Origin of the sequence: Rhizobium sp. AQ_MP, assembly GCF_014237835.1 — a bacterium.
Taxonomy (GTDB): Bacteria; Pseudomonadota; Alphaproteobacteria; order Rhizobiales; family Rhizobiaceae; genus Allorhizobium.
On the sequence record NZ_JACJVI010000001.1, the window covers coordinates 522,080 to 546,085 of the forward strand.

General features: G+C 58.9%; 25 protein-coding genes. All 25 read left to right on the top strand.

Annotated features, from left to right (window positions below; all coding sequences use genetic code 11):
- Positions 1–10: 10 nt before the first annotated feature.
- The 25 genes from flgA (at position 11) to fliR (ending at position 23,980) form a co-directional block, all read left to right on the top strand.
- The gene (gene flgA, locus H6M51_RS02670) at positions 11–487 is read left to right on the top strand and encodes a flagellar basal body P-ring formation chaperone FlgA (protein ID WP_185808319.1); all 477 of its coding nucleotides are present in this window, start codon (positions 11–13) and stop codon (positions 485–487) included.
- On the top strand, positions 484–1,605 hold the full coding sequence (locus H6M51_RS02675) for a flagellar basal body P-ring protein FlgI (RefSeq protein WP_185808320.1): 1,122 nt from the start codon (positions 484–486) through the stop codon (positions 1,603–1,605). Before flgA ends, H6M51_RS02675 begins: the two co-directional genes overlap by 4 nt.
- Positions 1,602–2,138, top strand: coding sequence for a MotE family protein (locus tag H6M51_RS02680; protein WP_185808321.1), 537 nt, complete (start codon positions 1,602–1,604; stop codon positions 2,136–2,138). Before H6M51_RS02675 ends, H6M51_RS02680 begins: the two co-directional genes overlap by 4 nt.
- On the top strand, positions 2,135–2,854 hold the full coding sequence (gene flgH, locus H6M51_RS02685) for a flagellar basal body L-ring protein FlgH (protein WP_185808322.1): 720 nt from the start codon (positions 2,135–2,137) through the stop codon (positions 2,852–2,854). Before H6M51_RS02680 ends, flgH begins: the two co-directional genes overlap by 4 nt.
- A 17-nt stretch (positions 2,855–2,871) precedes the next feature.
- Positions 2,872–3,393, top strand: coding sequence for a flagellar basal body-associated FliL family protein (locus tag H6M51_RS02690; RefSeq protein WP_185808323.1), 522 nt, complete (start codon positions 2,872–2,874; stop codon positions 3,391–3,393).
- Positions 3,390–4,127 carry a flagellar type III secretion system pore protein FliP gene (gene fliP / locus H6M51_RS02695; protein WP_185808324.1) on the top strand — a complete coding sequence of 246 codons (738 nt, stop codon included), beginning with the start codon at positions 3,390–3,392 and terminating at the stop codon, positions 4,125–4,127. The genes H6M51_RS02690 and fliP overlap by 4 nt, the downstream gene beginning before the upstream one ends.
- A gap of 237 nt (positions 4,128–4,364) precedes the next feature.
- On the top strand, positions 4,365–5,273 hold the full coding sequence (locus H6M51_RS02700) for a flagellin (RefSeq protein ID WP_185808325.1): 909 nt from the start codon (positions 4,365–4,367) through the stop codon (positions 5,271–5,273).
- A gap of 406 nt (positions 5,274–5,679) precedes the next feature.
- Positions 5,680–6,594, top strand: coding sequence for a flagellin (locus H6M51_RS02705; protein WP_185808326.1), 915 nt, complete (start codon positions 5,680–5,682; stop codon positions 6,592–6,594).
- Between the two features lie 224 nt (positions 6,595–6,818).
- Positions 6,819–7,775, top strand: a complete 957-nt coding sequence (locus H6M51_RS02710; RefSeq protein WP_185808327.1) for a flagellin — start codon at positions 6,819–6,821, stop codon at positions 7,773–7,775.
- Between the two features lie 304 nt (positions 7,776–8,079).
- Positions 8,080–9,042 carry a flagellin gene (locus H6M51_RS02715; protein WP_185808328.1) on the top strand — a complete coding sequence of 321 codons (963 nt, stop codon included), beginning with the start codon at positions 8,080–8,082 and terminating at the stop codon, positions 9,040–9,042.
- A gap of 263 nt (positions 9,043–9,305) precedes the next feature.
- On the top strand, positions 9,306–9,959 hold the full coding sequence (locus tag H6M51_RS02720) for a GTPase (RefSeq protein WP_185808329.1): 654 nt from the start codon (positions 9,306–9,308) through the stop codon (positions 9,957–9,959).
- Positions 9,956–11,284, top strand: a complete 1,329-nt coding sequence (locus H6M51_RS02725) for a MotB family protein (protein WP_185808330.1) — start codon at positions 9,956–9,958, stop codon at positions 11,282–11,284. Before H6M51_RS02720 ends, H6M51_RS02725 begins: the two co-directional genes overlap by 4 nt.
- A gap of 2 nt (positions 11,285–11,286) precedes the next feature.
- Positions 11,287–12,618: a chemotaxis protein MotC gene (motC, locus tag H6M51_RS02730; RefSeq protein ID WP_185808331.1), complete on the top strand. Its 1,332-nt coding sequence runs from the start codon at positions 11,287–11,289 to the stop codon at positions 12,616–12,618.
- A gap of 1 nt (position 12,619) precedes the next feature.
- Positions 12,620–14,059 carry a flagellar hook-length control protein FliK gene (locus tag H6M51_RS02735; protein ID WP_185808332.1) on the top strand — a complete coding sequence of 480 codons (1,440 nt, stop codon included), beginning with the start codon at positions 12,620–12,622 and terminating at the stop codon, positions 14,057–14,059.
- Positions 13,983–14,564, top strand: coding sequence for a transglycosylase SLT domain-containing protein (locus H6M51_RS02740; protein WP_185808333.1), 582 nt, complete (start codon positions 13,983–13,985; stop codon positions 14,562–14,564). Before H6M51_RS02735 ends, H6M51_RS02740 begins: the two co-directional genes overlap by 77 nt.
- 280 nt (positions 14,565–14,844) lie before the next feature.
- Entirely contained in the window at positions 14,845–15,516 is a 672-nt protein-coding gene (gene rem, locus H6M51_RS02745; RefSeq protein WP_185808334.1) for a transcriptional activator Rem, read from the top strand.
- Between the two features lie 141 nt (positions 15,517–15,657).
- Positions 15,658–16,887: a flagellar hook protein FlgE gene (locus H6M51_RS02750; RefSeq protein WP_185808335.1), complete on the top strand. Its 1,230-nt coding sequence runs from the start codon at positions 15,658–15,660 to the stop codon at positions 16,885–16,887.
- A gap of 21 nt (positions 16,888–16,908) precedes the next feature.
- On the top strand, positions 16,909–18,363 hold the full coding sequence (flgK, locus tag H6M51_RS02755) for a flagellar hook-associated protein FlgK (protein WP_185808336.1): 1,455 nt from the start codon (positions 16,909–16,911) through the stop codon (positions 18,361–18,363).
- Between the two features lie 6 nt (positions 18,364–18,369).
- On the top strand, positions 18,370–19,434 hold the full coding sequence (locus tag H6M51_RS02760) for a flagellar hook-associated family protein (RefSeq protein ID WP_185808337.1): 1,065 nt from the start codon (positions 18,370–18,372) through the stop codon (positions 19,432–19,434).
- Between the two features lie 36 nt (positions 19,435–19,470).
- Positions 19,471–19,818 (top strand): flagellar biosynthesis regulator FlaF, encoded by a 348-nt coding sequence (gene flaF / locus H6M51_RS02765; RefSeq protein ID WP_185808338.1) that lies wholly within the window; start codon positions 19,471–19,473, stop codon positions 19,816–19,818.
- On the top strand, positions 19,815–20,264 hold the full coding sequence (flbT, locus tag H6M51_RS02770; RefSeq protein ID WP_185808339.1) for a flagellar biosynthesis repressor FlbT: 450 nt from the start codon (positions 19,815–19,817) through the stop codon (positions 20,262–20,264). The genes flaF and flbT overlap by 4 nt, the downstream gene beginning before the upstream one ends.
- Complete coding sequence (gene flgD / locus H6M51_RS02775) at positions 20,255–20,713, top strand: flagellar hook assembly protein FlgD (RefSeq protein WP_185808340.1); 459 nt, start codon at positions 20,255–20,257, stop codon at positions 20,711–20,713. Before flbT ends, flgD begins: the two co-directional genes overlap by 10 nt.
- 58 nt (positions 20,714–20,771) lie before the next feature.
- Positions 20,772–21,038: a flagellar biosynthesis protein FliQ gene (gene fliQ, locus H6M51_RS02780; RefSeq protein WP_113459870.1), complete on the top strand. Its 267-nt coding sequence runs from the start codon at positions 20,772–20,774 to the stop codon at positions 21,036–21,038.
- 108 nt (positions 21,039–21,146) lie between these two features.
- Entirely contained in the window at positions 21,147–23,234 is a 2,088-nt protein-coding gene (gene flhA, locus H6M51_RS02785; protein ID WP_185808341.1) for a flagellar biosynthesis protein FlhA, read from the top strand.
- Positions 23,231–23,980, top strand: coding sequence for a flagellar biosynthetic protein FliR (gene fliR / locus H6M51_RS02790; RefSeq protein ID WP_185808342.1), 750 nt, complete (start codon positions 23,231–23,233; stop codon positions 23,978–23,980). Before flhA ends, fliR begins: the two co-directional genes overlap by 4 nt.
- Positions 23,981–24,006 lie beyond the last annotated feature (26 nt).

Sequence of the window (24,006 nt, forward strand, 5' to 3'; positions counted from 1 at the left end):
GGAGGCAAACATGAGGTTTCGCCGGAATTTCGGACTTGCGTTGCGCGCCGCCGCTTTCGCGGCTGCCGTGCTTGGCTTCGGCACCAGCATCGCACTGGCGCAGAACACGGCCGTGATCCCCAAGCAGGTGATTTATCCCGGCGAAACCATCTCCTCCGAACAGGTCGACGTGGTCGCCGTGACCAACCCCAATCTCGCTGGGGGCTATGCCCGCACCAAGGAAGAGGTGGTTGGCATGGTGACAAAGCGCACGCTGCTGCCCGGCCGCACCATCCCGGTTCATGGCTTGCGGGAGGCTTTTGCGGTCAAGCGCGGGACCAGCGTTCGACTGACCTTCGCCATCGGCAACATGCTGATCAGTGCAAGTGGAACGCCGCTGACTGACGCGTCCGTCGGCGAAGTCGTGAAGGTCCGCAACATCGATTCCGGCGCGATCGTCTCTGGCACGGTCATGGCCGACGGCACGGTACAGGTGATGGCAAAATGAGAATGATTGCTCCCATGCGGATCGCGCTTTGCGCGCTGGCGATGATCGTGGCTCCGCTGCAGCCGGCGATCAGCGCCAATTCGCGCATCAAGGACATCGCATCACTGCAATCTGGGCGTGACAACCAGTTGATTGGCTACGGCCTCGTCGTCGGTCTGCAGGGCACGGGCGACAGCCTGCGTTCCTCCCCGTTCACCGACCAATCCATGCGCGCGATGTTGCAGAATCTGGGCATATCGACTCAGGGCGGACAGTCCAACTCGACCAATGTCGCTGCCGTCATGGTGACCGCCAACCTTCCGCCCTTCGCAAGTCCCGGCAGCCGCATCGACGTGACGGTCAGTTCGCTTGGCGACTCGACGTCCTTGCGCGGGGGTACGCTGGTCATGACTTCACTGACCGGCGCAGATGGCCAGATCTATGCGGTAGCCCAGGGGGCGGTCGTCGTCTCGGGCGTCAGCGCTCAAGGTGCCGCGGCCAGCGTTCAGGAAGGCATCACGACGTCAGGCCGGGTGCCGACCGGCGCGATCATTGAGCGAGAACTGCCATCCAAGTTCAAGGACAGCGTCAACCTGGTCCTGCAGCTTCGTAACCCGGACTTCACCACCTCCCTGCGCATTGCCGATACGATCAACGCCTACGCGGCAGCCAATTACGGCGCACCGATCGCTGAAGCCCGCGACAGCCAGGAGGTCGTTGTCCAAAAGCCTCGCACGGCGGATCTTGCTCGCTTGATGGCGGACATCGAGAATCTTGTGGTCGCCACGGATTCGCCCGCGCGCGTCGTCATCAACGAACGCACCGGAACCATTGTCATTGGCGCCGATGTCCGGGTATCCCGCGTGGCGGTGAGTTACGGAACCCTCACGGTTCAGGTCCAGGAAACCCCCCAGATCATCCAGCCAGAGCCCTTCTCGCGAGGGGAAACGGCCGTACAGCCACAGACAGACATCTCCATCCGCAAGGAAAGCGACCAGATCGCCATAGTCGATGGCCCGGATTTGAGAACACTCGTCAGTGGCCTGAACAGTATCGGCGTGAAGCCGGACGGTGTGATCGCAATTCTCCAGGGCATCAAGTCTGCCGGAGCACTGCAAGCGGAGCTTGTCCTGCAATGATCAGCATCTCTTTCCACAGCCTCTCACGTACCGTTCTGCGCAATACCGTGCTGGTTGCGGCGATCGCGACGCTCCCGGCCTTTGCGCAAACCGCCGTTGGTCAGCAGCAGGCGGCCGAGAGCCCGACCGAGGCGGAGATCCGCCAGTTTTGCACCGGCATCGCGGATGCTGCCCGTGACCAGCGCTATCTGCTGCAGAAGCAGGAACTCGAAAAGCTGCAAGCCGATGTTGACGGCCGCATCGCCATCCTCGAACAGCGCCGCGCGGAGTATGAGGACTGGCTGACCCGTCGCAACGAGTTCATGAAGCAGGCTGAAGGGCAACTGGTCGAAATCTACCGGAAGATGGCGCCCGATGCGGCCGCTCCACAGCTTGAGGAGACCAATGTGCTCCTCGCGGCGGCCATCATCATGAAACTCCCTCCCCGCCAGTCCAGCCTCATCCTCACGGAGATGAGCGCTGAAAAAGCGGCCCAGGTCGCCTCGATCATGTCGAGCGCCGGCGATCCCAATACCTCGAAGGACCCATCATGATGAAGCGTTATCCGGCACTGCTGGCCGTTCTCCTCCTCGCCGGCTGCCAGAGCCAGACAATCAAGGAAATTGGCAATGCGCCTTCCATGAGTCCGATCGGGTCCGGGTTGCGATATAGCCAGACCCCGCAGATGGCGATGTATCCCAAGCAGCAGGCACAGACAGCAAGCGGCTATTCGCTCTGGAGTGACAGCCAGTCAGCCCTGTTCAAGGACGCACGCGCGCTCAATGTCGGAGATATTCTGACGGTGAATATCGAGATCAACGATCGGGCATCGTTCAGCAACGAGACCGATCGAAAGCGCAACAACGGTACATCGCTGAAGTGGGGCGCCTCGATTTCCAACTTCCTGGGTTTCTCGACCGAGACGGGGACTACGGGAAATCTGTCGACGAATTCGACCACCAGTACGAAGGGCGAGGGCTCTACCGAGCGTTCCGAGCGGTTGAACCTGCTCGTGGCAGCCGTGGTCACAGGTGTACTCGAGAACGGGAACCTGCTGATCAGCGGTTCGCAGGAAGTTCGTGTCAACCATGAACTCCGCATCCTGAACGTCGCCGGTATCGTGCGTCCCCAGGATGTCAACGCCGACAACGAAATCTCCTACGACCGCATCGCCGAGGCGCGGATCTCCTACGGCGGCCGTGGTCGCCTGACGGAAGTCCAGCAGCCGCCGATCGGCCAGCAGGTGGTCGACATCTACTCGCCGTTCTGACGCGAGGAGGCAGAGATATGGAAGAAGGCCAGGAAGGCGAAGCCAAGAAGAAGTCCAATCTCATGGCGCTCGTGATCCCGCTGGTGGTGCTGACCGCCGTCGGGGGTGGGGGTGGCTGGGTCATCGGCAACATGCTCGCTCCGCAGGTGAAGCAGGCAGCAGACGCAGCCAAGGCAGCGGAAGAGGCGGCTGCCGGCGATCATGGTGGCGAGGCGAAAAAGGAGGAGGAGGGGCTCCCCAAGATCTCCACCGAGGCCAATGGCGTGGTGGCCCTGGAGCCGATCACCACCAACCTCGCTTACCCCTCGGAGAACTGGATCCGCCTCGAGGTCGCCCTCCTGTTCAACGGCCCCCCGGACGTTCAGATTGCGGAGGCCGTCCACCAGGACATATTGGCCTATATGCGCACCGTGTCGCTGCAGCAGGTCGAAGGGCCGAGGGGCCTTCAATATCTCAAGGATGACCTTCAGGAGCGAGTTGACCTGCGCTCCGAAGGCCGCGTATCCAAGGTGATGTTCAGAACCCTCGTGATCGAATGATTCGGTTTCTACTCATCGTCGCCGTCATGATGATGGCGCCGCAACTGGCTGTGGCCCAGCAGTTGCCGACGGACATCTTCAACACCCCGATCGATGGATCGGTGGCGGCTTGGATCATTCGTACCTTTGGTCTGCTGACGGTGCTGTCGATTGCGCCGGGCATCTTGATCATGGTGACGAGCTTTCCGCGCTTCATCATCGCCTTTTCGATCCTGCGTTCCGGCATGGGCCTCGCCACGACGCCGTCCAACATGATCCTGACCAGCATGGCGCTCTTCATGACTTTCTATGTCATGGCGCCGACCATGGATCGCTCGTGGCGCGAGGGCGTCCAGCCCCTGCTCAACAGCCAGGTCACCGAGGCTGAGGCCGTTGCCCTGATCGCGGAACCGTTCCGCGAGTTTATGACCGCCAATACCCGCGATAAGGACCTGGCGCTCTTCGTCGATATCGCCAACGAGCGGGGGCAGGCGACCATCGTTGACGGCAAGATCGACTATCGTGTGTTGATCCCGGCCTTCATGCTCTCCGAGATCCGTCGCGGTTTCGAAATCGGCTTCCTGATCATCCTGCCGTTTCTGGTGATCGACATGGTGGTGGCTACGATCACCATGGCCATGGGTATGATGATGCTGCCGCCCACCTCGATCTCGCTGCCGTTCAAGATCTTGTTTTTCGTCCTGATTGACGGCTGGAACCTGTTGGTGGGTAGTCTTGTCCGATCGTTCGCTTAGCGATCCGGAGGCTTTCTACGTAAACCGTTTGCCCGTTGTTAACCATGGGTTAGTTCAACCCGGGGCGCACCCTCCTGGGTTAAGGTGTTGGCAACGAATGGCTGCGAGTTTGGTCCTCGCACGACGGGTCTGGTAGGAAGTAAGATACCAAATGGCATGATGCCGCACGCTCGTGACCGGTAAGTTTTGTAAGTCCGGTATGTCCCCTCTTGTATCTCGTTTAAGGGACAATTTGACATGGCCAGCATTCTGACCAACTCCAGCGCGATGTCCGCGCTTTCGACCCTGCGTTCGATTGCCTCCAATATGGAATCGACACAGAGCGCCATCTCGACCGGCATGAAGGTTTCCAAGGCCTCTGACAACGCCGCCTACTGGTCGATCTCCACGACCATGAAGTCCGACAACATGGCTCTGTCCGCCGTCACCGACGCGCTCGGCGTGGGCGCTGCCAAGGTCGATACCGCCTACGCAGGTATGGATTCTGCGATCGAGGTTGTGAAGCAGATCAAGAAGAAGCTCGTCGCCGCCCAGGAGCAGGGCGTGGACAAGACCAAGATCCAGGGCGAAATCGACCAGCTGCAGGAGCAGCTCCAGTCCGTCGCTGAATCGGCATCCTTCAACGGCCAAAACTGGCTCGCCAACGCGGGCGGTAACGTGAGCGTCGTGACCGGTTTTGTTCGGGCAGCCGACAACACTGTATCGGTTAAGACCACCTCGATCACGCTGGGCGCCACCAACACCCTGTTCACCGCAGATGCAGCCACTGGCGCGATTGACACCACCGGCGGCATCCTCGGCAGCACCGGCGCTGCGAGCAACCAGAGCATCTTTGGCTTCTCGATCAGCAACTCGACCTCTGCCACCGACCTGTCAAACCTGCTGACCGACGTCGAGACGTCGCTGAGCAACATGACCACCGCGGCAGCAACTCTCGGCTCCATCTCGTCCCGTATCGATCTGCAGACTGGCTTCGCTGATAAGCTGTCCGACGCAATCGAAAAGGGTGTTGGCCGCCTCGTTGACGCCAACATGAACGAAGAGTCGACCCGCCTCAAGGCCCTGCAGACCCAGCAGCAGCTGGCAATCCAGGCTCTGTCGATCGCCAACAACGACTCGCAGAACATCCTGTCGCTCTTCCGTTAATCGGAGGCGTGATGCCGGTCCCCCAGGGCCGGCCGAAGTTTCCATCGCCGATCGACCCTGGTGGCTGACCTGTGGTCTGTGTGGATGGAAGAGCTTGACCCCTCGGAGGCTGAACCGGGGCGGAAGCTACACAAGGACCGCGTTCGGAAACGGACGCGGTCTTTGCGTTTTATTAATCATGATCTGGCACGCGCGCACACGCGCGAAGGTTGTCGAAAAATTTCACAAAAACTCGGTCCAGGGAGCCCGTTTAGGCCTTCGTTAACCTTGATAGTTTTATCTAAGCCTATCGAAGCGGCGAGCTAACGTTTTAGAATCAGCCAGTTAGCAGGCATGATGCTGTGCGCCGTTACCGGCAGGCCCGGAATGTCCCTTCTAAGTCAGCCATTCAAGGGGCAACACTACTATGACGAGCATTCTTACCAATGTCGCCGCGATGTCGGCACTGCAGACGCTGCGCTCGATTGGCAGCAGCATGCAAGATACCCAGGGCCGCGTATCGTCCGGTCTCCGCGTCGGTGAAGCCTCCGACAACGCCGCCTATTGGTCGATCGCCACCACCATGCGTTCCGACAACATGGCACTCTCCGCCGTTTCGGACGCTCTCGGCCTCGGCGCTTCGAAGATCGACACCGCCTATGCCGGTATGGAATCGGCCATCGAAGTGGTGAAGCAGATCAAGTCGAAGCTTGTCACCGCCACGGAAGAAGGCGTTGACAAGAAAAAGGTTCAGGAAGAAATCTCGCAGCTGCAGCAACAGCTGAGATCGATCGCCGAATCGGCTTCCTTCAGCGGCGAAAACTGGATTGCTGGTGATGCTGGCAACGTGACGGTTGTATCCGGCTTCGTCCGTGACGCAAACAATGCCGTTTCCGTCAAGACCACGACCTACGCTCTCACGGATACTGCGAACGGCACGCTGCTGTTCGGTGGTGACGGCGCAGGCGGCATCGTCAACACCTCCGGTATTCTCGGGACTGCCGGTGGCGCCACCATCAACGTTTCGGTGAACGATCTGAACATTTCGGCCTTCGGCGGTACCGAAATGGCAGAAGCTTTGACCCTTGTCGATTCCGCACTTGCCTCCATGACCAGTGCGGGTGCTCAGCTTGGCTCGATCTCCATGCGCATCAAACTGCAGGAAAACTTCGCCGACAAACTGTCTGACTCGCTGTCCTCCGGTATCGGTCGCCTCGTCGATGCCAACATGAACGAAGAATCGACCCGCCTGAAAGCCCTGCAGACCCAGCAGCAGCTGGCCGTCCAGTCGCTTTCGATTGCCAATTCTTCTTCGGACGTCATCCTCACGCTCTTCCGCTAAGACGAACAGAGCGCCACGATCAAAGCCGCCCTCCGGGGCGGCTTTTTGCGCATTAAGGATTTTTTTGTACCTGCTTAACCATCCGTTAACCATAAGCCCGTTACATGGCTCTCATGTAACGATGAGTTAACCAAGACGAAGAAGTGGTTAAGGGCATTAGGCCGAGTCATCGTTCCCGGAAAGACCGGGATGTCCCCAGAACTAGCCATTTAAGGGACACGACCGTGACCAGCATTTTGACGAACAACGCAGCGATGGCTGCACTTCAAACTCTCCGCTCGCTCGATTCGAAGATGCAGGATACTCAGGGACGTGTATCCTCGGGTCTTCGCGTTGGTGGAGCCTCCGACAACGCCGCCTATTGGTCGATCGCGACGACGATGCGATCGGACAACATGGCACTCTCTGCGGTCCAGGATGCGCTGGGCCTCGGTGCTGCCAAGATCGACACCGCCTATGCCGCGATGTCGAGCGCCATTGACGTCGTCAAGCAGATCAAGGCGAAAGTCGTCGCTGCGACTGAAGAGGGCGTCGACAAGAGCAAGATCCAGGAAGAAATCAACCAGCTCAAGGAACAGCTCCGCTCGATCTCAGAGTCCGCAAGCTTCAGTGGTCAGAACTGGATCGCCGGTGGTGACAATGCCGCCACACCCGTCAATGTGACGGTCGTGTCCGGGTTCTTGCGTAGCTCCACCGGCGCGGTCTCCGTTTCCACGACCGGATACAAGCTGGATGCCAGCACCCCGGGCGAGATGACCGTTCTCTACGGCTCAAACGGTGCTGGCGGTATAGAGTTCACCACCGGCATCCTCGGCACAACGGGCACCTTCACAAACGTCGCGGCCCAGTCTGTCGATACTCTTGATATCACCCTTTATGCGACTGCCGACATGCAGGCAAACATGAAGGAGGCCCTGGATCTGGTTGAAGGGGCTCTGCAAAACATGACCAGTGCCGCCGCTGCCCTTGGTTCGATCTCGATGCGCATCGGCATGCAGGAAAAGTTTGTTGCCAGCCTTACGGACTCGATCGACAGCGGTATTGGTCGTCTCGTCGACGCCAACATGAACGAAGAATCGACCCGCCTGAAGGCCCTTCAGACCCAACAGCAGCTGGCCATCCAGTCGCTCTCCATCGCCAACACCTCTTCCGAAAGCATCCTGACACTCTTCCGTCAGTAAGCGGCGCCCTGGCTAGGGGCGACTTCGTCCCGCCCTGACGGTGTCGGATGTGCTCGGTGTGAATCCGCGCCTCGCAAGAGGCGCGGATTTTCCTTTGGGGCTTGCGCGAAGCTTTTCACGTTTTCGTTTCCTGGACAAATGCGGTGACTTACCCTTGTCAGATGCCGCAGCGCTTTGTTAACTGCCGCTGTTAACGATTTGTTAACTGCGACGGGGACCACGCACTGCGCGGTCAGCATGATGCCCACCCGTCTTCCCGGCAAGCTGCCGGATGAGCAGTCCGATACGCTTAGGGGCACCAAGCATGACCAGTATTATGACCAATGCGGCCGCAATGGCGGCGCTGCAGACGCTTCGTACGATCGACACCAACCTCGAAACGACCCAGCGTCGTGTTTCTTCGGGCTACCGGGTCGAAACGGCAGCCGATAACGCGGGCTATTGGTCCATCGCAACGACGATGCGCTCCGACAATGCTGCGCTCTCGACGGTTTCCGACGCGCTCGGCCTCGGTGCGGCGACGGTTGATACCGCTTACACGTCTCTCGACAATGTCGTGAATGTCATGTCGTCAATCAAAGCGAAGCTGGTCGCGGCCAGCGAGCCGGGCGTGGACAAGAACAAGATCAACGAGGAAATGAAGCAGCTGAAGAATCAGCTGATTTCTGCTGCACAATCGGCTTCCTTCTCGGGCGAAAACTGGCTGTACAACACCAATGCTGCGCCATTGGGCACCAAGCAGGTCGTCTCATCTTTCGTGCGCGGTGCCGATGGCAGCGTTCAGGTCACGACGCTTGATTTCAATACTGCCGACTCCGTCCTGATCGATATCCAGGACCCGTCGCAGGGGTTTCTCACGAAGGCAATCGATGCGGATGCCCTTCGCGGGACCGGCACCGGGACGCGCGAATATTTTCTTCTCGACATGGGCGCAGCCCCTGCCGGGGCCCAGGAAATCGCCATCAACACCAATACCGACAAGGCCACCTTGGATGACATGATCGCGGTTGTCGATAATGTGATTCTGCAGCTGACGGACGCCGCAGCAACGCTCGGCGCGATCACCTCGCGCATCAAGATGCAGGACAACTTCGTCTCCAACCTCATGAACGTGATCGACAAGGGTATCGGACGCCTGGTGGATGCTGACATGAATCAGGAATCGACCCGTCTGAAGGCCTTGCAGACCCAGCAGCAGCTCGGCATCCAGGCGCTGTCGATCGCCAATACCAGTGCCGAGAAGCTCCTCACGCTCTTCCAGCGTTGACGCCTGAAACGCCGGGTGTTTCGACACCCGGCATGCCTGTGCCGCTTTGAAGCAGGCCGTCGCAGGACTCATTCATCTTCGCGCAAGTTTGAACCCTTAGCTTCATCGAAAGGACGTGGGCCTCGCTGCCAGTCCCTGCCGAGTGAACTTCGATCGATCCAGGAAGATGAGAGAACGCGTACCAACATGCTGATGCTTGATCGTCTTCACGCGCATGAATGCGCCTGCCGGTTTCCCTGCTTCGCCCATGGAGGCGACTGCCGATGAGCATGCCTCTGGCCCGATATCTCAAGGACTTCTCAACCTCGGTGCCCCCACCGGCATCGCCCCCAGCGACATTCGAGATGCCAGCAGGGGATGCCTTCGACCTGGATTTTCCAGCACTCCCGGAGCCGGAGGTTCAAGCAATCGACGTCGAAACGTTAAGGCGCGAGGCCTATGCCGAGGGTCACGAGGCAGGCGAAAAGGCGGCCATGGAGCGCTTTGAGGTCGATCGACAGGCGATGCAAATTGCCCATGCCCAAGCTCTGTCTGAACGTGACCAGAAGCTGCGCGACGAGTTCGCCGCCATAATCGCCGAAAAACTGCCGGAAGCCATTCGGACCTTGTCTCTCACCGTAAGCGAACAGGCCGCGATCGCCCTTGCCCCCGTCATTGGCGAGGCGCTTGTAGAAAAGGCCGTCAAGGATTTGGCCGACCTGTTGCAGACCGCGATATCCGCTGGAGAGGCGGGCGCGATCACGATCAAGGGGCCACGTCAACTCTTCGACAAGCTCCAGGCCGAGATGCCGGAGCACGGTGACTTCTTGCGCTTCTCCGAGGATGCCGATCTCGATTTGACGGCTGAATTCGGCGACGCCGCGCTCGTCACACGCATATCCGCCTTTACGGCGAGCCTGAAGAAAGTGTTGGGATGAGCGAAGACAATCATCACCACGGCAAAAACGAAATCATCATCGTCAAGCGCCACAAGGGTGATCACGATGGCGCGCATGGCGGTGCCTGGAAGATTGCCTATGCTGACTTCATGACCGCGATGATGGCCTTCTTCCTGGTCATGTGGCTGGTCAACGCCGCAAACGAGGAAACCAAGGCTTCGGTCGCAAGCTACTTCAATCCCATCAAGCTTTCAGACGAAAAGCCGACCGAAAAGGGGCTTGAAAAGCCGGTTGAGACCAGCGAGGGCGAAGAAAAGAAGGAGCGCTCCCAGGTCGATGAAGACCAGGACAAGGTCGGTTCGGCTGCAGCAACGGGTGATGATCAGACGGCATCTTCGGGGGACGAGGCCAACTATTCCGAGGCGGACTTCTTTGAAAACCCCTATTCCGTTCTGGCTGAGATCGCTCAGGAAGTCGGCCAGCAGGCCAATGTGAGTGCCAAGGGCGAGGGTGGCGCTGCTGACTCCGGTCCCTCCACCGGCGCGCAGGGGGGAGAGGCCTATCGCGATCCCTTCGATCCCGATTTCTGGACGCAGCAGATCCAGACCGCAAATGGCCCTCCGGGCGAGCCGACCGATGCGCAGACCCCGGCTGAACAGGCGCAGACAGCCGAGCCGCAAACGGCGGATCCCGCCGAACAACCGGCCGCGCCGGAACAGCAGATCGCCCTCGTCGTACCAGGGCAGAAGCCCGAAACGCCCACGACACCAGGCGAGGCGATGACCTCTGCCAAGCCTGAGAACGGCGCGACCGAGCAGACCGAAACTGGCCAATCCACCAAAGCGGAGGAACAGTCGGCTACGGCGCCGGAAACGTCCGATGCTGCGCTCAAGGCGCAGCTTGCCGCGGCAGACCAACTCAAGGCACAGATTGAGAATGCCATCGGTGGTGCCGCAGGCAAACTGTCGGAGGGGCTTCTGGTGACGCCCGCGGAGGGCGGTCTTTTGGTCACGATCAGCGACCAGTCCGATGCGGCCATGTTCAATGTCGGCTCGGCCGTGCCGCGCCGCGAACTGGTGCTCGCGATGGAGAAGCTCGGCCAGATCTTGCAGGAGAAGCCGGGACGCATCGTCATCCGCGGTCATACCGACGCGCGTCAGTTCCGTGGGACGGAAAACGATAACTGGCGTCTCTCCATGGCGCGCGCCCATAGCGCCTACTACATGCTCGTTCGTGGCGGCCTGAGTGAGGATCGCGTTGAACAGGTGTCTGGCTTCGCTGACCGGCGCCTGCAGGTTCCCGATGATCCGCTCGCGGACGCCAATCGACGGATCGAGATCCTGATTGAAGCGGAGCAGGGGTGATCATGATCATCCAGCGTTCCATCTTCCGACTGTTGCTGTCCGGTGCGATCGTCTTGTCGGTCGCATCCTTCGGCCGCGCACAGTCGGTGGATGAAACGCTTGAGCCCTATCGGATGTTGCGGTCTTTGCAGTTCGTCCAGGATACCGTGGTGCGCGGAGACCATTCTGCTGCGGAGATGCAGCGCTTCATGCTCAGCACCATTGACGAGCGGTTGCGAACGGCAGATTCCAAGGCGTTTCAAGATCCGCGCAATGTTGATGCGGCGCTGATCTACGCCATGAGTGGGGGCAATCCCGCGACCCTGGAGTTCCTGGTTGCGCGCGATATCGATGGCAATTTCGACAATCGCGTCAGTGATGCCTTGCGAAAGTACCTGAGTGGCAAGGGAACGCTGATCGCGAAATCGCTGGGCGACATCGCCACGGAATACAGGAACGAGAAGATTGGCCCCTATCTAGCGCTGGTCGCGGGTAATGTCACTCTCACGAGAGATCCGCCGGCAGCGCTCAAGTTCTACGACTGGGCGCGTCTGACCGCACCCGGCACCATCGTCGAGGAAGCTGCCTTGCGCAGGTCGCTCGCGGTCGCGGTTGACGCCAAGATCGTGGACAAGGCGTCGCTCTATGCGAATGGCTATGCACGCCGCTTCCTCTATTCCCCTTATGCCAGTCAGTTTGCCGATCTGTTCGTCCGGTTTGTCGTTGAGCACTACGATGTGCTGAAGCCTGAGGATATCGAAGCAACCCTCGGCTATATGGACACCGACCGGCGGCGTGAAGTCTACCTTCGGCTTGCGCGCGAGGCTGCCATTGCAGGTCGCAAAGCCTTGGCAACCATGGCTGCAGAACAGGCAAAGCTTCTCTCCGGAACCGAAGAGGGCGCAGATGCACTGGCGAGGCTTTATGGGACGATGGTCCGCGTACCGACCGAAAATGTCGGTGATGCCATGGAAGCTCTGATGCAGGTGCCGGAAGAGGCGCTATCGCCACGCGACCGCGCTTTGCGGCGGGCGGCAGAGACGATCGCCAAGGAAGTTCTGCGTGAGCCGGAGCCGGTTCAGAAACCCCAGGTCGCCACGACAGAGCCGGCGGAAGTCGGCGCACAGGCGCAGCCCGCAGTGATCGACCCGGATCTCCAGGACCCGTTTGTTCAGCCAACGCCAGCCCCGGCGTCGACCACCGCTCCGAACGCCGAAGTGCAGCCGGCATCGGCTGATTCAGCGCTTGCGCCAGCCCCGCAGGGCGAAATCGATCCGGAGCTTCGCAGCTTCGTAGAGTCCGGTCGTTCGAAGCTCGATGCGATTGACGATCTTCTCAACAAGGAAGGCCCGTGACATGATGGATGCACTTTCAGCCCCCAGATTGCCCGTATCGGAAGGCCCGGCGACTTCGCCGGCTGCCAGCCGTGGCGACAAGGCGGATGAGGCAGGCAGCTTCTCCAAAGTGTTGTCGAAGTCCGGAGAGCGGGAGCCCGGTGCGTCAAGACAGGAGCGCGCCAGTGAGGGGATCGAGAACGGAGGCGCAGAAAAAGCGCCATCGTCGAACTCGATGACACGTACAGGCGAGCCACCACGCCAGGTCATCGATGATGCTCTGCTCGCGGAACTCGGCGCTCTTCCGGATGATCTCTCGACCGGAGATCTGATGCAAGCCTTGGCCAAGGCCCAGGCGAAGAGCAAGGGCGCCAGCCCTGAAAGCAAGGAGCCACTGGTCGAAATCGAAGGGCTCGACCCGGAACTCAGAGCTCAGCTGGCCAAGGCGATGATGGCTAAACGGGAACGCAAGGACGCGAATGAGGGTGGTCCAGCCGCGACGGACAAGGTCGCCGAAGAGGGGACACCCTCAGAGGTTTTGCTTGAGACGGACGTGCCTCTGGCAGATCTTGCAGGCGTCCTCCAGCTCCTGGCGAGTGCTCAGGCTGACGTGAGCGAAAAGACCGGCGAGGTCGCCAAGAGTGAGAAGAATGGCAAGGAAGAGCAAAAGGTAATTGCCGGGCTTGCCATGGCCGCGATCGGTGAAGACTCGAGTGAAGCGTCGACCTCCGACGAGGGCCAGTCTGATGGTGACCGAGACTTCCGCTTCATCAGAGCGGATGGGAAGGGTCAGCCGCTTCTCCTGCGCGGGGAGGAAACGCCGGGTTCCGAGCAGGCGGAGCCGAAACCAATCGAGACGGTCACTGTGGTTGATAGCCGTCGCTATATTGCGCCCGCCTCGACATCCAATGCCGCGTCGATCACCGCTGCCATGTTGGGAGACGCTGAGTGGGTGACAGCAATGTCGCCGGGCTCTGAACTCGCAAATGCCGCAGCTCACTCTAGTCAGGGCAAGGTGGTCCATACCCTGAAACTCCAGATGACGCCGATCGAACTTGGCAGCGTCACGGCAACGCTGAGACTGAACGGTGAAGAGTTGAGTGTTCAGCTCGCTGTCGACAATCCAGCAGCCTATCGCCAACTCTCGAATGACCAGAGCGACATTCTGAAGGCTCTTCGAGCTCAAGGTCTGGTGGTCGATCAGGTGCAGGTGACCATGCAGTTGTCGCCGGCAGATCGAAGCGCCGATTCAGGACAAAGCGGCTCGCAGAACCAGCAATCTGGCCAGCAGACCGGACAACAGGCATTCCAGTCCGGAAACCAGAGTGGCAGTGAACGGCAGGCGCAGCGGGGCGACGCCTCCGGCAATGTGGTGAGGACGACGGATGAGCGCATGGTTCAATCGGCAGAGATCCCTTCTTCCGGCACTCGCAGCGCTCGCCCTGATCAGCTTTACGTCTGAGGCGCAGGCCAGTTTGGGCGCCTGTGAAGGCGCCATCAGTGCTGCCGCAGCCAAGTACGGCATACCGGAAGGAATTCTCTACTCGGTCGGGCTTACCGAGACCGGTCGGAAGGGAAGCCTCGCGCCCTATGCGATGAATGTAGAGGGTAAGGCCCACTATTTCGACAACCTTGATGAGGCGCTTGAAGCCTTTCAGCAGGCGAGGGAGGGCGGCGCCGTTCTCATCGACGTCGGCTGCATGCAGATCAATCAGCACTTCCACGGCGAGCACTTTACGTCAGTTGAAGCGATGTTCGATCCCAGACGCAACGTCGAATACGCAGCACGTTTCCTGAGCGATCTGCATGGTCGCCACGAGACCTGGACCATGGCTGTCGCCAGATACCATGCTGGACCCAACAACGATCCCGCGCAGAAGCGTTATGTATGCCGCGTGATTGCCAATCTGGTCGCGACCGGCTACGGAAGCTGGACGCCCAATGCGCGACAATTTTGCGGTGAATAACACCCTGTAGTTGTTTGACAGTCACGATTGTGCCGATTTGCGAATTGTGGCGAGACTGCGATGAGGCAAGCCCAGACGCGAGCTTGCGCGAAACTTGCGTTAACTTTTCCACCGAAAAATTGTGCCGCAAACTCACAAAACATACTAGATCTAGTTCAAATCGGCACCAAATGGTTAATCAATCGTTAATATCTATGGTTAAGTTCTCCTAGTTGTTCAGGAATCCTCCGATTCGTACGCATTGTGCATCGAAACACCACACTGATTCGGAGGCGGACGAATGATCGTAGTGGTTGATGAGCGCGAGCTCGTTAAGGACGGATACACATCTCTATTTGGGCGAGAGGGAATTCCCTCGACGGGGTTTGACCCAAGAGAGTTCGGAGAATGGGTCAACACAGCAGCTGATTCCGACATCGCAGCAGTCGAGGCATTTCTCCTCGGCCAGGGCGAGGCGACCTTGGAATTGCCGAGGGCAATTCGTGACAGAACGCAGGCCCCGGTCATCGCGGTCAGCGATCAACCTTCCCTGGAAGCAACGCTAGCACTCTTCGACTGCGGCGTCGACGATGTCGTGCGCAAGCCCGTGCATCCTCGCGAAATCCTGGCGCGGGCTGCTGCGATCCGCCGGCGTCTGCGGGCGATCACCAACTTCACCGAGATCGGTCCGATCAAGGTCTTTTCTGACGGCCGCGATCCTGAAATCGCTGGCGACGTCTTCCCCTTGCCGCGCCGTGAGCGCCGCATCCTCGAGTACTTGGTTGCCAATCGCGGCAGGCGCGTATCGAAGACGCAGATCTTCAACGCGATCTACGGCATCTTCGATGAAGAAGTCGAAGAAAACGTTGTTGAAAGCCACATCTCCAAGCTTCGCAAGAAGCTACGCAAAAAGCTCGGTTTCGACCCGGTCGATTCCAAACGCTTCCTCGGCTACTGCATCGACTGGAGCTGATTGACCCCGCGGCCGCCTTTGAGCGGCCGCATCTTTTTCCCTCGCTGCGAGGTGAAAAAACGACTGGGCGCTCTGGCCATACAGCTTCACGCAAGGCCCACCTCATACTCTCCAAATCGACTACCAAACGAGGATTTTGACATGAGCCTTTACGGAACCATGCGAACGGGTGTCTCCGGCATGAATGCCCAGTCGAACAGGCTGAGCACCGTCGCAGACAACATCGCCAATTCCACGACCGTTGGCTACAAGAAGGCCTCGGTGCAGTTTTCGTCGATGATTTTGCCGACGACCAACGGCGCCTACAATTCGGGCGGCGTTCAGACCGATGTCCGCTACTCGATCTCGAGACAGGGCACCTTCAGTTACACCACGTCGACGACTGATCTCGCGATCAATGGCTCTGGCTTCTTCATCGTCAAGGGCGGTGATGGAACTCCTTATCTGACGCGCGCAGGCTCGTTCGTTCTCCAGGACGACGGGACACTGAAAAACACGGCAGGCTTTACGCTGCAGGGCTACGAATACGATTCCAATGCGGATCCGACGATCGTCGTCAACGGCTTTGACGGGCTTCAACCGGTCGACCTGTCCGGCTCCGGCATTTCGGCCGTGCGCTCGCTGACCGGCACGTTGAACGTCAACCTGCCGAACTCCGCGGTCGTTGGCGCTGCCGCCGACATCAAGACCACGTCGTTGAAAGTGTTCGACAGCCAGGGCACCAGCCGGCTGATCACCTTCAGCTATGAAAAGCTTGCGAACAACCAATGGCAGGTATCCGCCGTTGAAGCGGATGGCGGTACCTCGCTCATCAACCCGCCTGCGATCATGGATTTTGACACGGACGGTAAGCTGATTTCTCCATCCCCGGCAGAGCTCGTCCTGGATCCTTACACCGTTGCCGGTGCCGAAGTCGGCGACCCTGCGAACGGTATTGTCATCAACATTGGCGATACCACACAGCTCGCCTCGGCCTTCTCTGTTGAACGGGGTAAGGTTGACGGTAACGCCGCCTCCAAGGTCAAGGGGTACGAGATCAACGACAAGGGCATCGTGTCCGTCGCCTATGAGAATGGCGACCTGGTTCCGAAGTTCCGCGTCGCGCTGGCCAGCGTCCAGAGCCCGGACAATCTCAATCCCGTGGCCGGCAATATGTACACCCAGTCGAACGACTCAGGTGTCGTTATCCTCGGCTATGCCGGCTCCAGTGGTTTCGGCAAGATCCTGTCCGGTGCGCTCGAAGACTCCAACGTTGATGTCGCCGAAGAACTGACAGCGATGATCGAGTCCCAGCGCAACTACACGGCAAACTCCAAGGTTTTCCAGACCGGCTCCGAATTGATGGAAGTCCTGGTCAACCTGAAGAGATAATCGAAAGAGTAGGTTAGTCCTATGTCGCTTGCATCGTCGCTCAACACGGCCAATTCGATATTCCGGAACACGTCGCAGCAGACGTCCGTAATCTCGACAAACATCGCAAACACCGGCAACCAGAACTACGTTCGCCGCGACGCGAAGGTCGTTCAGACGGTCTACGGCGCATCGACGGTGCAGAACGAACGGTCGCAGCAGATGGCTCTGCTGCGGCAGATGGCATCCTCGACAGGACAGCAGAGCGCCCAGTCGACGCTGCTGGGCGGACTGACAACCCTCTCCAACGCGCTTGGCGGCAACCAATACAAACTGTCGCCCTCGGCCTATCTCGCAAACTTGCAGAGCAGCCTGCAATCTTTCGCTGCAGCGCCCGGTGAGTACGCGCTGGCATCGACGGTCGTCACGGATGCGATTGACGTCGTGAACTCGCTGAACAAAACGACAGCGACCACCCAGCAAGTGCGCGAAGACACCGATTCTCAGATCTTCGAGCAGGTACAGTCGCTGAACAAGCTGCTTGCCGAGTTCAAGACCGTCAACGACACGATCGTCAGGCAGACCGCCACCGGCGGTAACGCCGACGACCATCTCGACCGTCGTGACACCCTGTTGAAAGACATCTCGAAGATCGTCGGTGTATCGGTCAACATGCGTGAAAACAGCGACATGGTGCTCTACACCTATGATGGCACGACGCTGTTCGAAACCGATCCGCGCGAAGTCAGCTTCGTGAGAACCTACACCTATGATTCAACCGTCAGCGGCAACGCGGTCTATATCGACGGTACGCCGGTCCGAGCAGGTGTCGGTGGCAATACAGACGGCCAGGGATCGCTTGCCTCGCTGGTGCAGGTCCGTGACGTCATCGCACCGACGTTCCAGACGCAGCTCGATGAAATCGCTCGCGGCTTGGTGGAGACCTTCCAGGAGGTCGACGCCGGCGGTGGTGGCGAACTGCCTGGCCTCTTCACCTGGCCGGCCGGCACGGTGCCGCCGACAGGCACTGTCCAACCTGGTCTTGCCGCGCTGATCCGTGTCAATCCGGCGGTTCGCTCGGATGCGGGCGGTGACCCGATGCTCATCCGCGATGGTGGCATCAATGGTGCCGGCTATGTGAAGAATACCGACAATTCGTCTGGCTTCACCGACCTCATCAATAAGTATGTCGACGGGCTGGCAGCCAACCGCAGCTTTTCCTCGGATGCGGATCTGAAGACGGATGCGAGCGTTCTGTCCTTCGCCAGCAACTCGATCGGCTGGCTCGAAGAGTTGCGTTCGAACGCGACAACGGCAAACGAAAACAAGCAGGCGCTCTACGAGCGGACCTTCCAGACCTATTCGTCCAAGACGGCCGTCAGTCTCGATGAAGAACTATCGTTGCTGCTCGATGTAGAGCAGTCCTACAAGGCCGCGGCCAAGCTCGTCACGACAGTTGATGAGATGCTGAAGGCCGTACTCCAAATGGTGGGGTAATCCCTGATGTCGACAGCCAGCGTCTCCAATCTTTCGACCCAGACGTCGATGCGCCTGACCATCCGCCAGGCACAGAATGAACTTCTGAAGTCGCAGCAGGAAGTCAGCACCGGCTCCTTTGCGGATGTCGGCGCCGAACTTGGCAGCAAGACGTCGACGGTCGTTGACCTGAACCGGGAAAGCCTCAGGCTAAACTCGATGATCAGCAACAATTCGATCGCGACGCAGCGTCTGTCGGCCTCTCAGGAGGCCCTGAAGCAGATCGCGACTGCAGCTGAGGCGATGAACAACGCGCTGATCACGATCTCCGGTTCGTCGAACACCGACACGATCAATACGACTGTCATGACAGTCTCCAACTCACTGTCGACCATGACCAGCATGGCCAATCAGACGGCCAACGGTGAGTTTTTGTTCGCCGGCATCAACACGGATGTAAAGCCGCTTACCGAGTATACCGCGACATCCCCGGCAAAGGTCGCCTTCGACGCTGCGTTCACCGGTTACTTCGGCTTTCCACCAACGGATACGGCCAATACCGCAACGATTGCCGCAAAGGGTGCGGCGCCCAGCATGGAAGATTTCATCACGTCCGTGCTGGAGCCCATGTTCACGGGAGCTGACTGGAATACCAATTGGTCCAGTGCGACCGATCGATCAATGTCTAGCCGGATCACGCAATCGGAAACGGTCAAGACATCGGCTTCCGCCAATGAAAAGGGCTTCCGGTACTTTGCGCTCTCAGCAATTGTCACCAAGGAACTGATGACGATCGGTGCGCCAGCCAATGCAGTCACGGTCGCGATCAACAAGGCGATTGACTACACGGGGCGCGCCATAACTGGCGTCAATGCGACCCGCTCGGAGCTCGGCCTTTCCCAGAACCGTGTTGAGAAGGCGGATGCCTCGCTCAAGGTTCAGGTGGATATAATCGAGAAAAGCCTGTCGTCCAAGATTCAAGTAGATGCGTACGAAGCTTCGACTCGCGTTAACTCTCTGCTTTCCATGGTTGAAGCATCTTACACCCTGACTGCAAAGATCCAGAAGTTGACACTTGTAAACTACCTTTGATGAGCAAAGGGTGAAATGAACCTGAAGGGCAGTTGAATGTACCAGTTCTCATATGCCGAAGTCATGGAAGATGGCGTCGCTGACGCCAAGGATCGCGAACGGCAGGCCCTTGACCGTTGCATCCAGCTTCTGAGCGCGGCCCGGGACAAACAGGGGTATTCTCGCGAGGCGATCGAGGCACTGTTCTATACCCGCCGGGTGTGGATTCGGCTGATCGAGGATCTGCAAAACCCAGAAAACCAGTTGGGCGAAGAAGTCCGCGCCAATCTGATCTCCATCGCCATCTGGATCTTGAAAGAGTGTGAGCGGATCCGAAGACGGGAATCCGAAAACTTCCAGGGCATTATCGACGTGACAACCATCATCAGGGATGGACTTAAATGAAGAGCACTTTGCGCATTTCGCTCAAGTCGGGCGAACGTATTTTTATCAATGGAGCGGTTCTGCGCGTCGATCGCAAGGTTGCCCTCGAGTTCCTGAATGATGTTACGTTTCTTCTCGAGAACCACGTTCTGCAGCCGGAACAGGCGACCACGCCGCTTCGTCAACTCTATTTCATCGCGCAGATGATGTTGATCAATCCGGAGGGCAAGGAACAGTCCCTTGCCATGTTCCGCAAGTCCGTGATCATGCTGTTGTCCTGCTTTGAAAACGAGGAAATCCTCGCCGAACTCAAGCGGATCGACGGAATGGTGTCCTCGGGACGCGCCTTCGATGCGCTGAAGGCCATCCGCCAGCTTTACCCGATTGAAGATCGCATCCTGAACAATCAGGAAATGGCACCGGCAACGATCGAGCAGATCCGCAAGGAGATCGCACCATGGCGGTAGATGCCACCGCAGCCACGACGGCGGCCAGCAAGACACCGGCGCCGTCAGCAGCCAACACGACTGCAGCCCAGGCGAAAGCCAAGGCAACTCTGGACTACAACAGCTTCCTGAAGCTTCTGATCGCTCAGATGAAGAACCAGGATCCGACGAATCCCATGGATGCGACCCAGCAGATCGCCCAGCTCGCCACGTTCTCTCAGGTCGAGCAGACGATCAAGACGAACTCGAACCTGGAGACGCTGATCACCGGCAATGCCCTGACCAACGCCTCCTCCTATATCGGGAAGTCGATCACCAGCGCTGATGAAAAGACGACCGGTATCGTGGCATCGGTTCGCGTCTACAGTGACACGATGGTCGCAACGACGACCGACGGGAAGGAAATCCCGATCGCTGTCGGTGTCCGTGTCGGTACAAAGCCAACAACCGGGACGACGACCGGCTCCTGACATGCTACGCCATTCGGAGTGGAAGGCATGATTCGCCGCTCCGAAAGGATACCGTCTCATGAATGAGGCAGATGCTCTCGACATTCTTCAGGCTGCCATCTGGACGATCATCATCGCCTCCGGCCCCGCCGTGGCGGCCGGTATGATCGTCGGTGTGGTCATCGCCTTGATCCAGGCCCTGACCCAGGTTCAGGAAATGACGCTTACCTTCGTGCCGAAGATCCTGGCCATCATGATCACCATCGGCATTTCCGCCCCGTTTGTCGGCGCCCAGATCAACCTGTTCACCAATCTGGTCTTTTCGCGAATACAGTCCGGCTTCTAGCGGCATCGTTAGTGCCATCCTCGCGCAAGCTTCGCCGTCTATCTCTCGCGAGCAGACTGCCGGAAGCATGGCTTTCCGGATGACTTCTCATGAAGAGATGGATCGGACATGGCGCAACCACCTGCACTGGTAATTCCGAAGGTAGCACCGAACGGACGCGACATTGGATTTGCGTTCGGGATCGTGATGATCCTGTGCATCCTGTTCCTGCCGATACCACCGTTCCTCATCGATATCGGTCTGGCCTTCTCGATTGCACTCTCCGTGCTCATCCTGATGGTTGCCCTCTGGATCCAGCGCCCTCTCGACTTCTCGTCCTTCCCGACGATCTTGCTGATCGCAACGATGATCCGCCTGTCGCTCAACATTGCGACGACGCGCGTGATCCTGACCCATGGTCACGAAGGGCATGGAGCTGCTGGCGGAGTGATCGCGGGCTTTTCGAACCTGGTGATGGGCGGCGATTTCGTGATCGGTCTGATCGTCTTCCTGATCCTGATCACGGTCAACTTCATCGTCATCACCAAGGGTGCCACCCGTATCGCGGAAGTCGGCGCCCGCTTCACCCTCGATGCCATTCCCGGCAAGCAGATGTCGATCGACGCCGACCTCTCCGCCGGTATCATCGATGAGAAGGAAGCACAGCACAGACGCCGTGAACTGGAGCAGGAAAGCTCGTTCTTCGGTGCGATGGACGGTGCCTCCAAGTTCGTTCGCGGCGACGCCATCGCCGGTTTGATCATCACGGCGATCAACGTCTTCGGTGGCATCGTCATCGGCTACTTCCGCCATGACATGGAGCTTGGTCAGGCCGCTGATGTCTTCGTCAAGCTTTCCGTTGGTGACGGTATTGTCTCCCAGGTTCCGGCCCTGATCGTTTCGCTTGCCGCAGGTCTTCTGGTTTCCCGTGGCGGGACGCCGGGTTCCACGGACAAGGCCGTTGTCGATCAGCTGAGCGGCTATCCCCGTGCCCTGTTTGTGTCTGCCGGTCTGATGGGCGCGCTCGCGCTCGTTCCCGGTCTGCCCTTCATCCCCTTCGTCGCTCTCGGTGGCCTGATGGCTTTCGGTGCTTGGTTCATTCCGCGCCAGCTTGAGGCCGAGAACCAGCTGAAGCGTGAGCAGGAGGAAAAGAAGGTCATTCAGAACAAGGAAGCCGAGAAGGACTCGGTCAAGTCTGTCCTGAAGACCTCGGAAATCGAACTCGCACTGGGCAAGCTCGTGTCGACCCGTCTTCTGGGCGCTCACCAGGAGCTCGCCTTCCGCGTCGGCAAGATGCGCAAGAAATTCGCCAGCCAGTACGGTTTCGTCGTCCCCGAAATCAAGGTCACCGACGACATCGCCATTCCGGAAAAGGCCTACCAGATCCGTATTCACGGCACGACAGTCGCGTCGAACAACCTGCGTGTCGGCGAAGTTCTGGTGGTAACCGGTTCGGGTCGCAAGCCAAACGTACCGGGAGACGAGATCCGCGAACCCGCCTTCGGCATGCCGGCGGTATCGGTCCTCGAGACATTCACCGAAGAGCTGAAACGTGAAGGCTTCCACCCGATCGACAACGTGTCCGTCGTTCTCACCCACGTGAGCGAGGTGATCCGCAACAACCTGCCGCAGCTCTTGTCCTACAAGGACGTCAAGGTTCTGATCGATCGCCTCGATCCGGAATACAAGAAGCTCGCGGACGAAATCTGCTCCTCACACATGTCTTACTCCGGCCTGCAGGCGGTCTTGAAGCTGCTCCTGGCGGAACGCGTCTCGATCCGCAACCTGCACCTCATCCTGGAAGCGGTCGCAGAACTTGCCCCGCATGTCCGCAAGACAGAGCAGATCGTTGAGCATGTGCGCGTCCGCATGGCCCAGCAGCTCTGTGGTGATCTGACCGACAACGGCGTCCTGCGTGTTCTGCGTCTCGGATCCAAGTGGGACCTGGTCTTCCACCAGGCGCTTAAGCGCGATGCGAAAGGCGAAATCGTCGAGTTCGACATTGATCCGCGCAGCCTTGAGGAATTCTCCGAGCAGGCAAGCCACGTTATCCGTGAATTCATGGACCGAGGACTGCCCTTCGTTCTTGTCACATCGCCAGAAACGCGGTCCTATGTGCGCATGATCATAGAACGACTCTTCGCCACCTTGCCGGTCCTGTCCCATGTGGAGCTCGCCAAGGGCATAGAGATCAAGATTTTGGGCTCCATTTCATGATTGCTGACCCGCAGGGGACTGTGCTCGTGCTGTTTGCGATCTTCTGTCGCATCGGCGCCTGCATCATGACACTGCCGGGTTTCTCGTCTGCCCGCATCTCCATGACGGTGCGCTTCTTCCTCGCCTTTGCCATCTCCATGGCCATGACGCCGGTGCTGTTCGACACGATCTATCCGCGCGTTCAGGGAGGCGGGTCGTCTCTGGTCGCCGTGATTGTCGGCGAGCTGCTGATCGGGATCATGTATGGTTTGGTGCCCCGGCTCTTCGTGCTTGGCCTGCAATTTGCCGGGTCGGCCATATCGATGGCCATCGGTTTGAACACGCCCGGCGCTTCCGATATTCTGGAAGACACGCCCGAAAACCAGATGACCAACCTGATCTCCTTCGGCGGTCTGCTGATCCTTTTCATGATGGATTTCCACCACGTGGTCTTCCGCGCCCTGGTGGATTCCTACGGCGTTATGCCCTTGGGTGGCATGCCCGACAGCCAGAAGATGCTGATCACCCTGACGGATACGCTGGCGCAGACCTTCATTCTGATGCTGCGTCTCGCAAGCCCGTTCCTGATCTTCGGGCTGATGTTCAACGTCGCCGTAGGTCTGGTCAACAAGCTCGCGCCGCAGGTGCCGGTCTTCTACATCTCGACGCCCTATCTGCTGTTGGGCGGTCTGTTGCTGGTCTATTTCACCATTTCAGCGATGGTCATGCAGTTCGCCCAGTATTTTCCGATGATCTTCAACTTCTGAGGAGGATGCCTTGGGGCCGCAGAAGA

Bases quoted from the DNA above. Each gene is read 5' to 3' on its own strand.
- H6M51_RS02700 (WP_185808325.1), top strand. From the start codon at position 4,365: ATGGCCAGCATTCTGACCAACTCCAGCGCGATGTCCGCGCTTTCGACC.
- H6M51_RS02760 (WP_185808337.1), top strand. From the start codon at position 18,370: ATGTCGACAGCCAGCGTCTCCAATCTTTCGACCCAGACGTCGATGCGC.
- H6M51_RS02675 (WP_185808320.1), top strand. From the start codon at position 484: ATGAGAATGATTGCTCCCATGCGGATCGCGCTTTGCGCGCTGGCGATG.
- flgA (WP_185808319.1), top strand. From the start codon at position 11: ATGAGGTTTCGCCGGAATTTCGGACTTGCGTTGCGCGCCGCCGCTTTC.
- H6M51_RS02725 (WP_185808330.1), top strand. From the start codon at position 9,956: ATGAGCGAAGACAATCATCACCACGGCAAAAACGAAATCATCATCGTC.
- flbT (WP_185808339.1), top strand. From the start codon at position 19,815: ATGAAGAGCACTTTGCGCATTTCGCTCAAGTCGGGCGAACGTATTTTT.
- flgH (WP_185808322.1), top strand. From the start codon at position 2,135: ATGATGAAGCGTTATCCGGCACTGCTGGCCGTTCTCCTCCTCGCCGGC.
- H6M51_RS02750 (WP_185808335.1), top strand. From the start codon at position 15,658: ATGAGCCTTTACGGAACCATGCGAACGGGTGTCTCCGGCATGAATGCC.
- H6M51_RS02705 (WP_185808326.1), top strand. From the start codon at position 5,680: ATGACGAGCATTCTTACCAATGTCGCCGCGATGTCGGCACTGCAGACG.
- flaF (WP_185808338.1), top strand. From the start codon at position 19,471: ATGTACCAGTTCTCATATGCCGAAGTCATGGAAGATGGCGTCGCTGAC.
- rem (WP_185808334.1), top strand. From the start codon at position 14,845: ATGATCGTAGTGGTTGATGAGCGCGAGCTCGTTAAGGACGGATACACA.
- H6M51_RS02735 (WP_185808332.1), top strand. From the start codon at position 12,620: ATGATGGATGCACTTTCAGCCCCCAGATTGCCCGTATCGGAAGGCCCG.
- H6M51_RS02740 (WP_185808333.1), top strand. From the start codon at position 13,983: ATGAGCGCATGGTTCAATCGGCAGAGATCCCTTCTTCCGGCACTCGCA.
- motC (WP_185808331.1), top strand. From the start codon at position 11,287: ATGATCATCCAGCGTTCCATCTTCCGACTGTTGCTGTCCGGTGCGATC.
- flhA (WP_185808341.1), top strand. From the start codon at position 21,147: ATGGCGCAACCACCTGCACTGGTAATTCCGAAGGTAGCACCGAACGGA.
- flgK (WP_185808336.1), top strand. From the start codon at position 16,909: ATGTCGCTTGCATCGTCGCTCAACACGGCCAATTCGATATTCCGGAAC.
- H6M51_RS02715 (WP_185808328.1), top strand. From the start codon at position 8,080: ATGACCAGTATTATGACCAATGCGGCCGCAATGGCGGCGCTGCAGACG.
- H6M51_RS02680 (WP_185808321.1), top strand. From the start codon at position 1,602: ATGATCAGCATCTCTTTCCACAGCCTCTCACGTACCGTTCTGCGCAAT.
- flgD (WP_185808340.1), top strand. From the start codon at position 20,255: ATGGCGGTAGATGCCACCGCAGCCACGACGGCGGCCAGCAAGACACCG.
- fliR (WP_185808342.1), top strand. From the start codon at position 23,231: ATGATTGCTGACCCGCAGGGGACTGTGCTCGTGCTGTTTGCGATCTTC.
- fliP (WP_185808324.1), top strand. From the start codon at position 3,390: ATGATTCGGTTTCTACTCATCGTCGCCGTCATGATGATGGCGCCGCAA.
- H6M51_RS02720 (WP_185808329.1), top strand. From the start codon at position 9,306: ATGAGCATGCCTCTGGCCCGATATCTCAAGGACTTCTCAACCTCGGTG.
- fliQ (WP_113459870.1), top strand. From the start codon at position 20,772: ATGAATGAGGCAGATGCTCTCGACATTCTTCAGGCTGCCATCTGGACG.
- H6M51_RS02690 (WP_185808323.1), top strand. From the start codon at position 2,872: ATGGAAGAAGGCCAGGAAGGCGAAGCCAAGAAGAAGTCCAATCTCATG.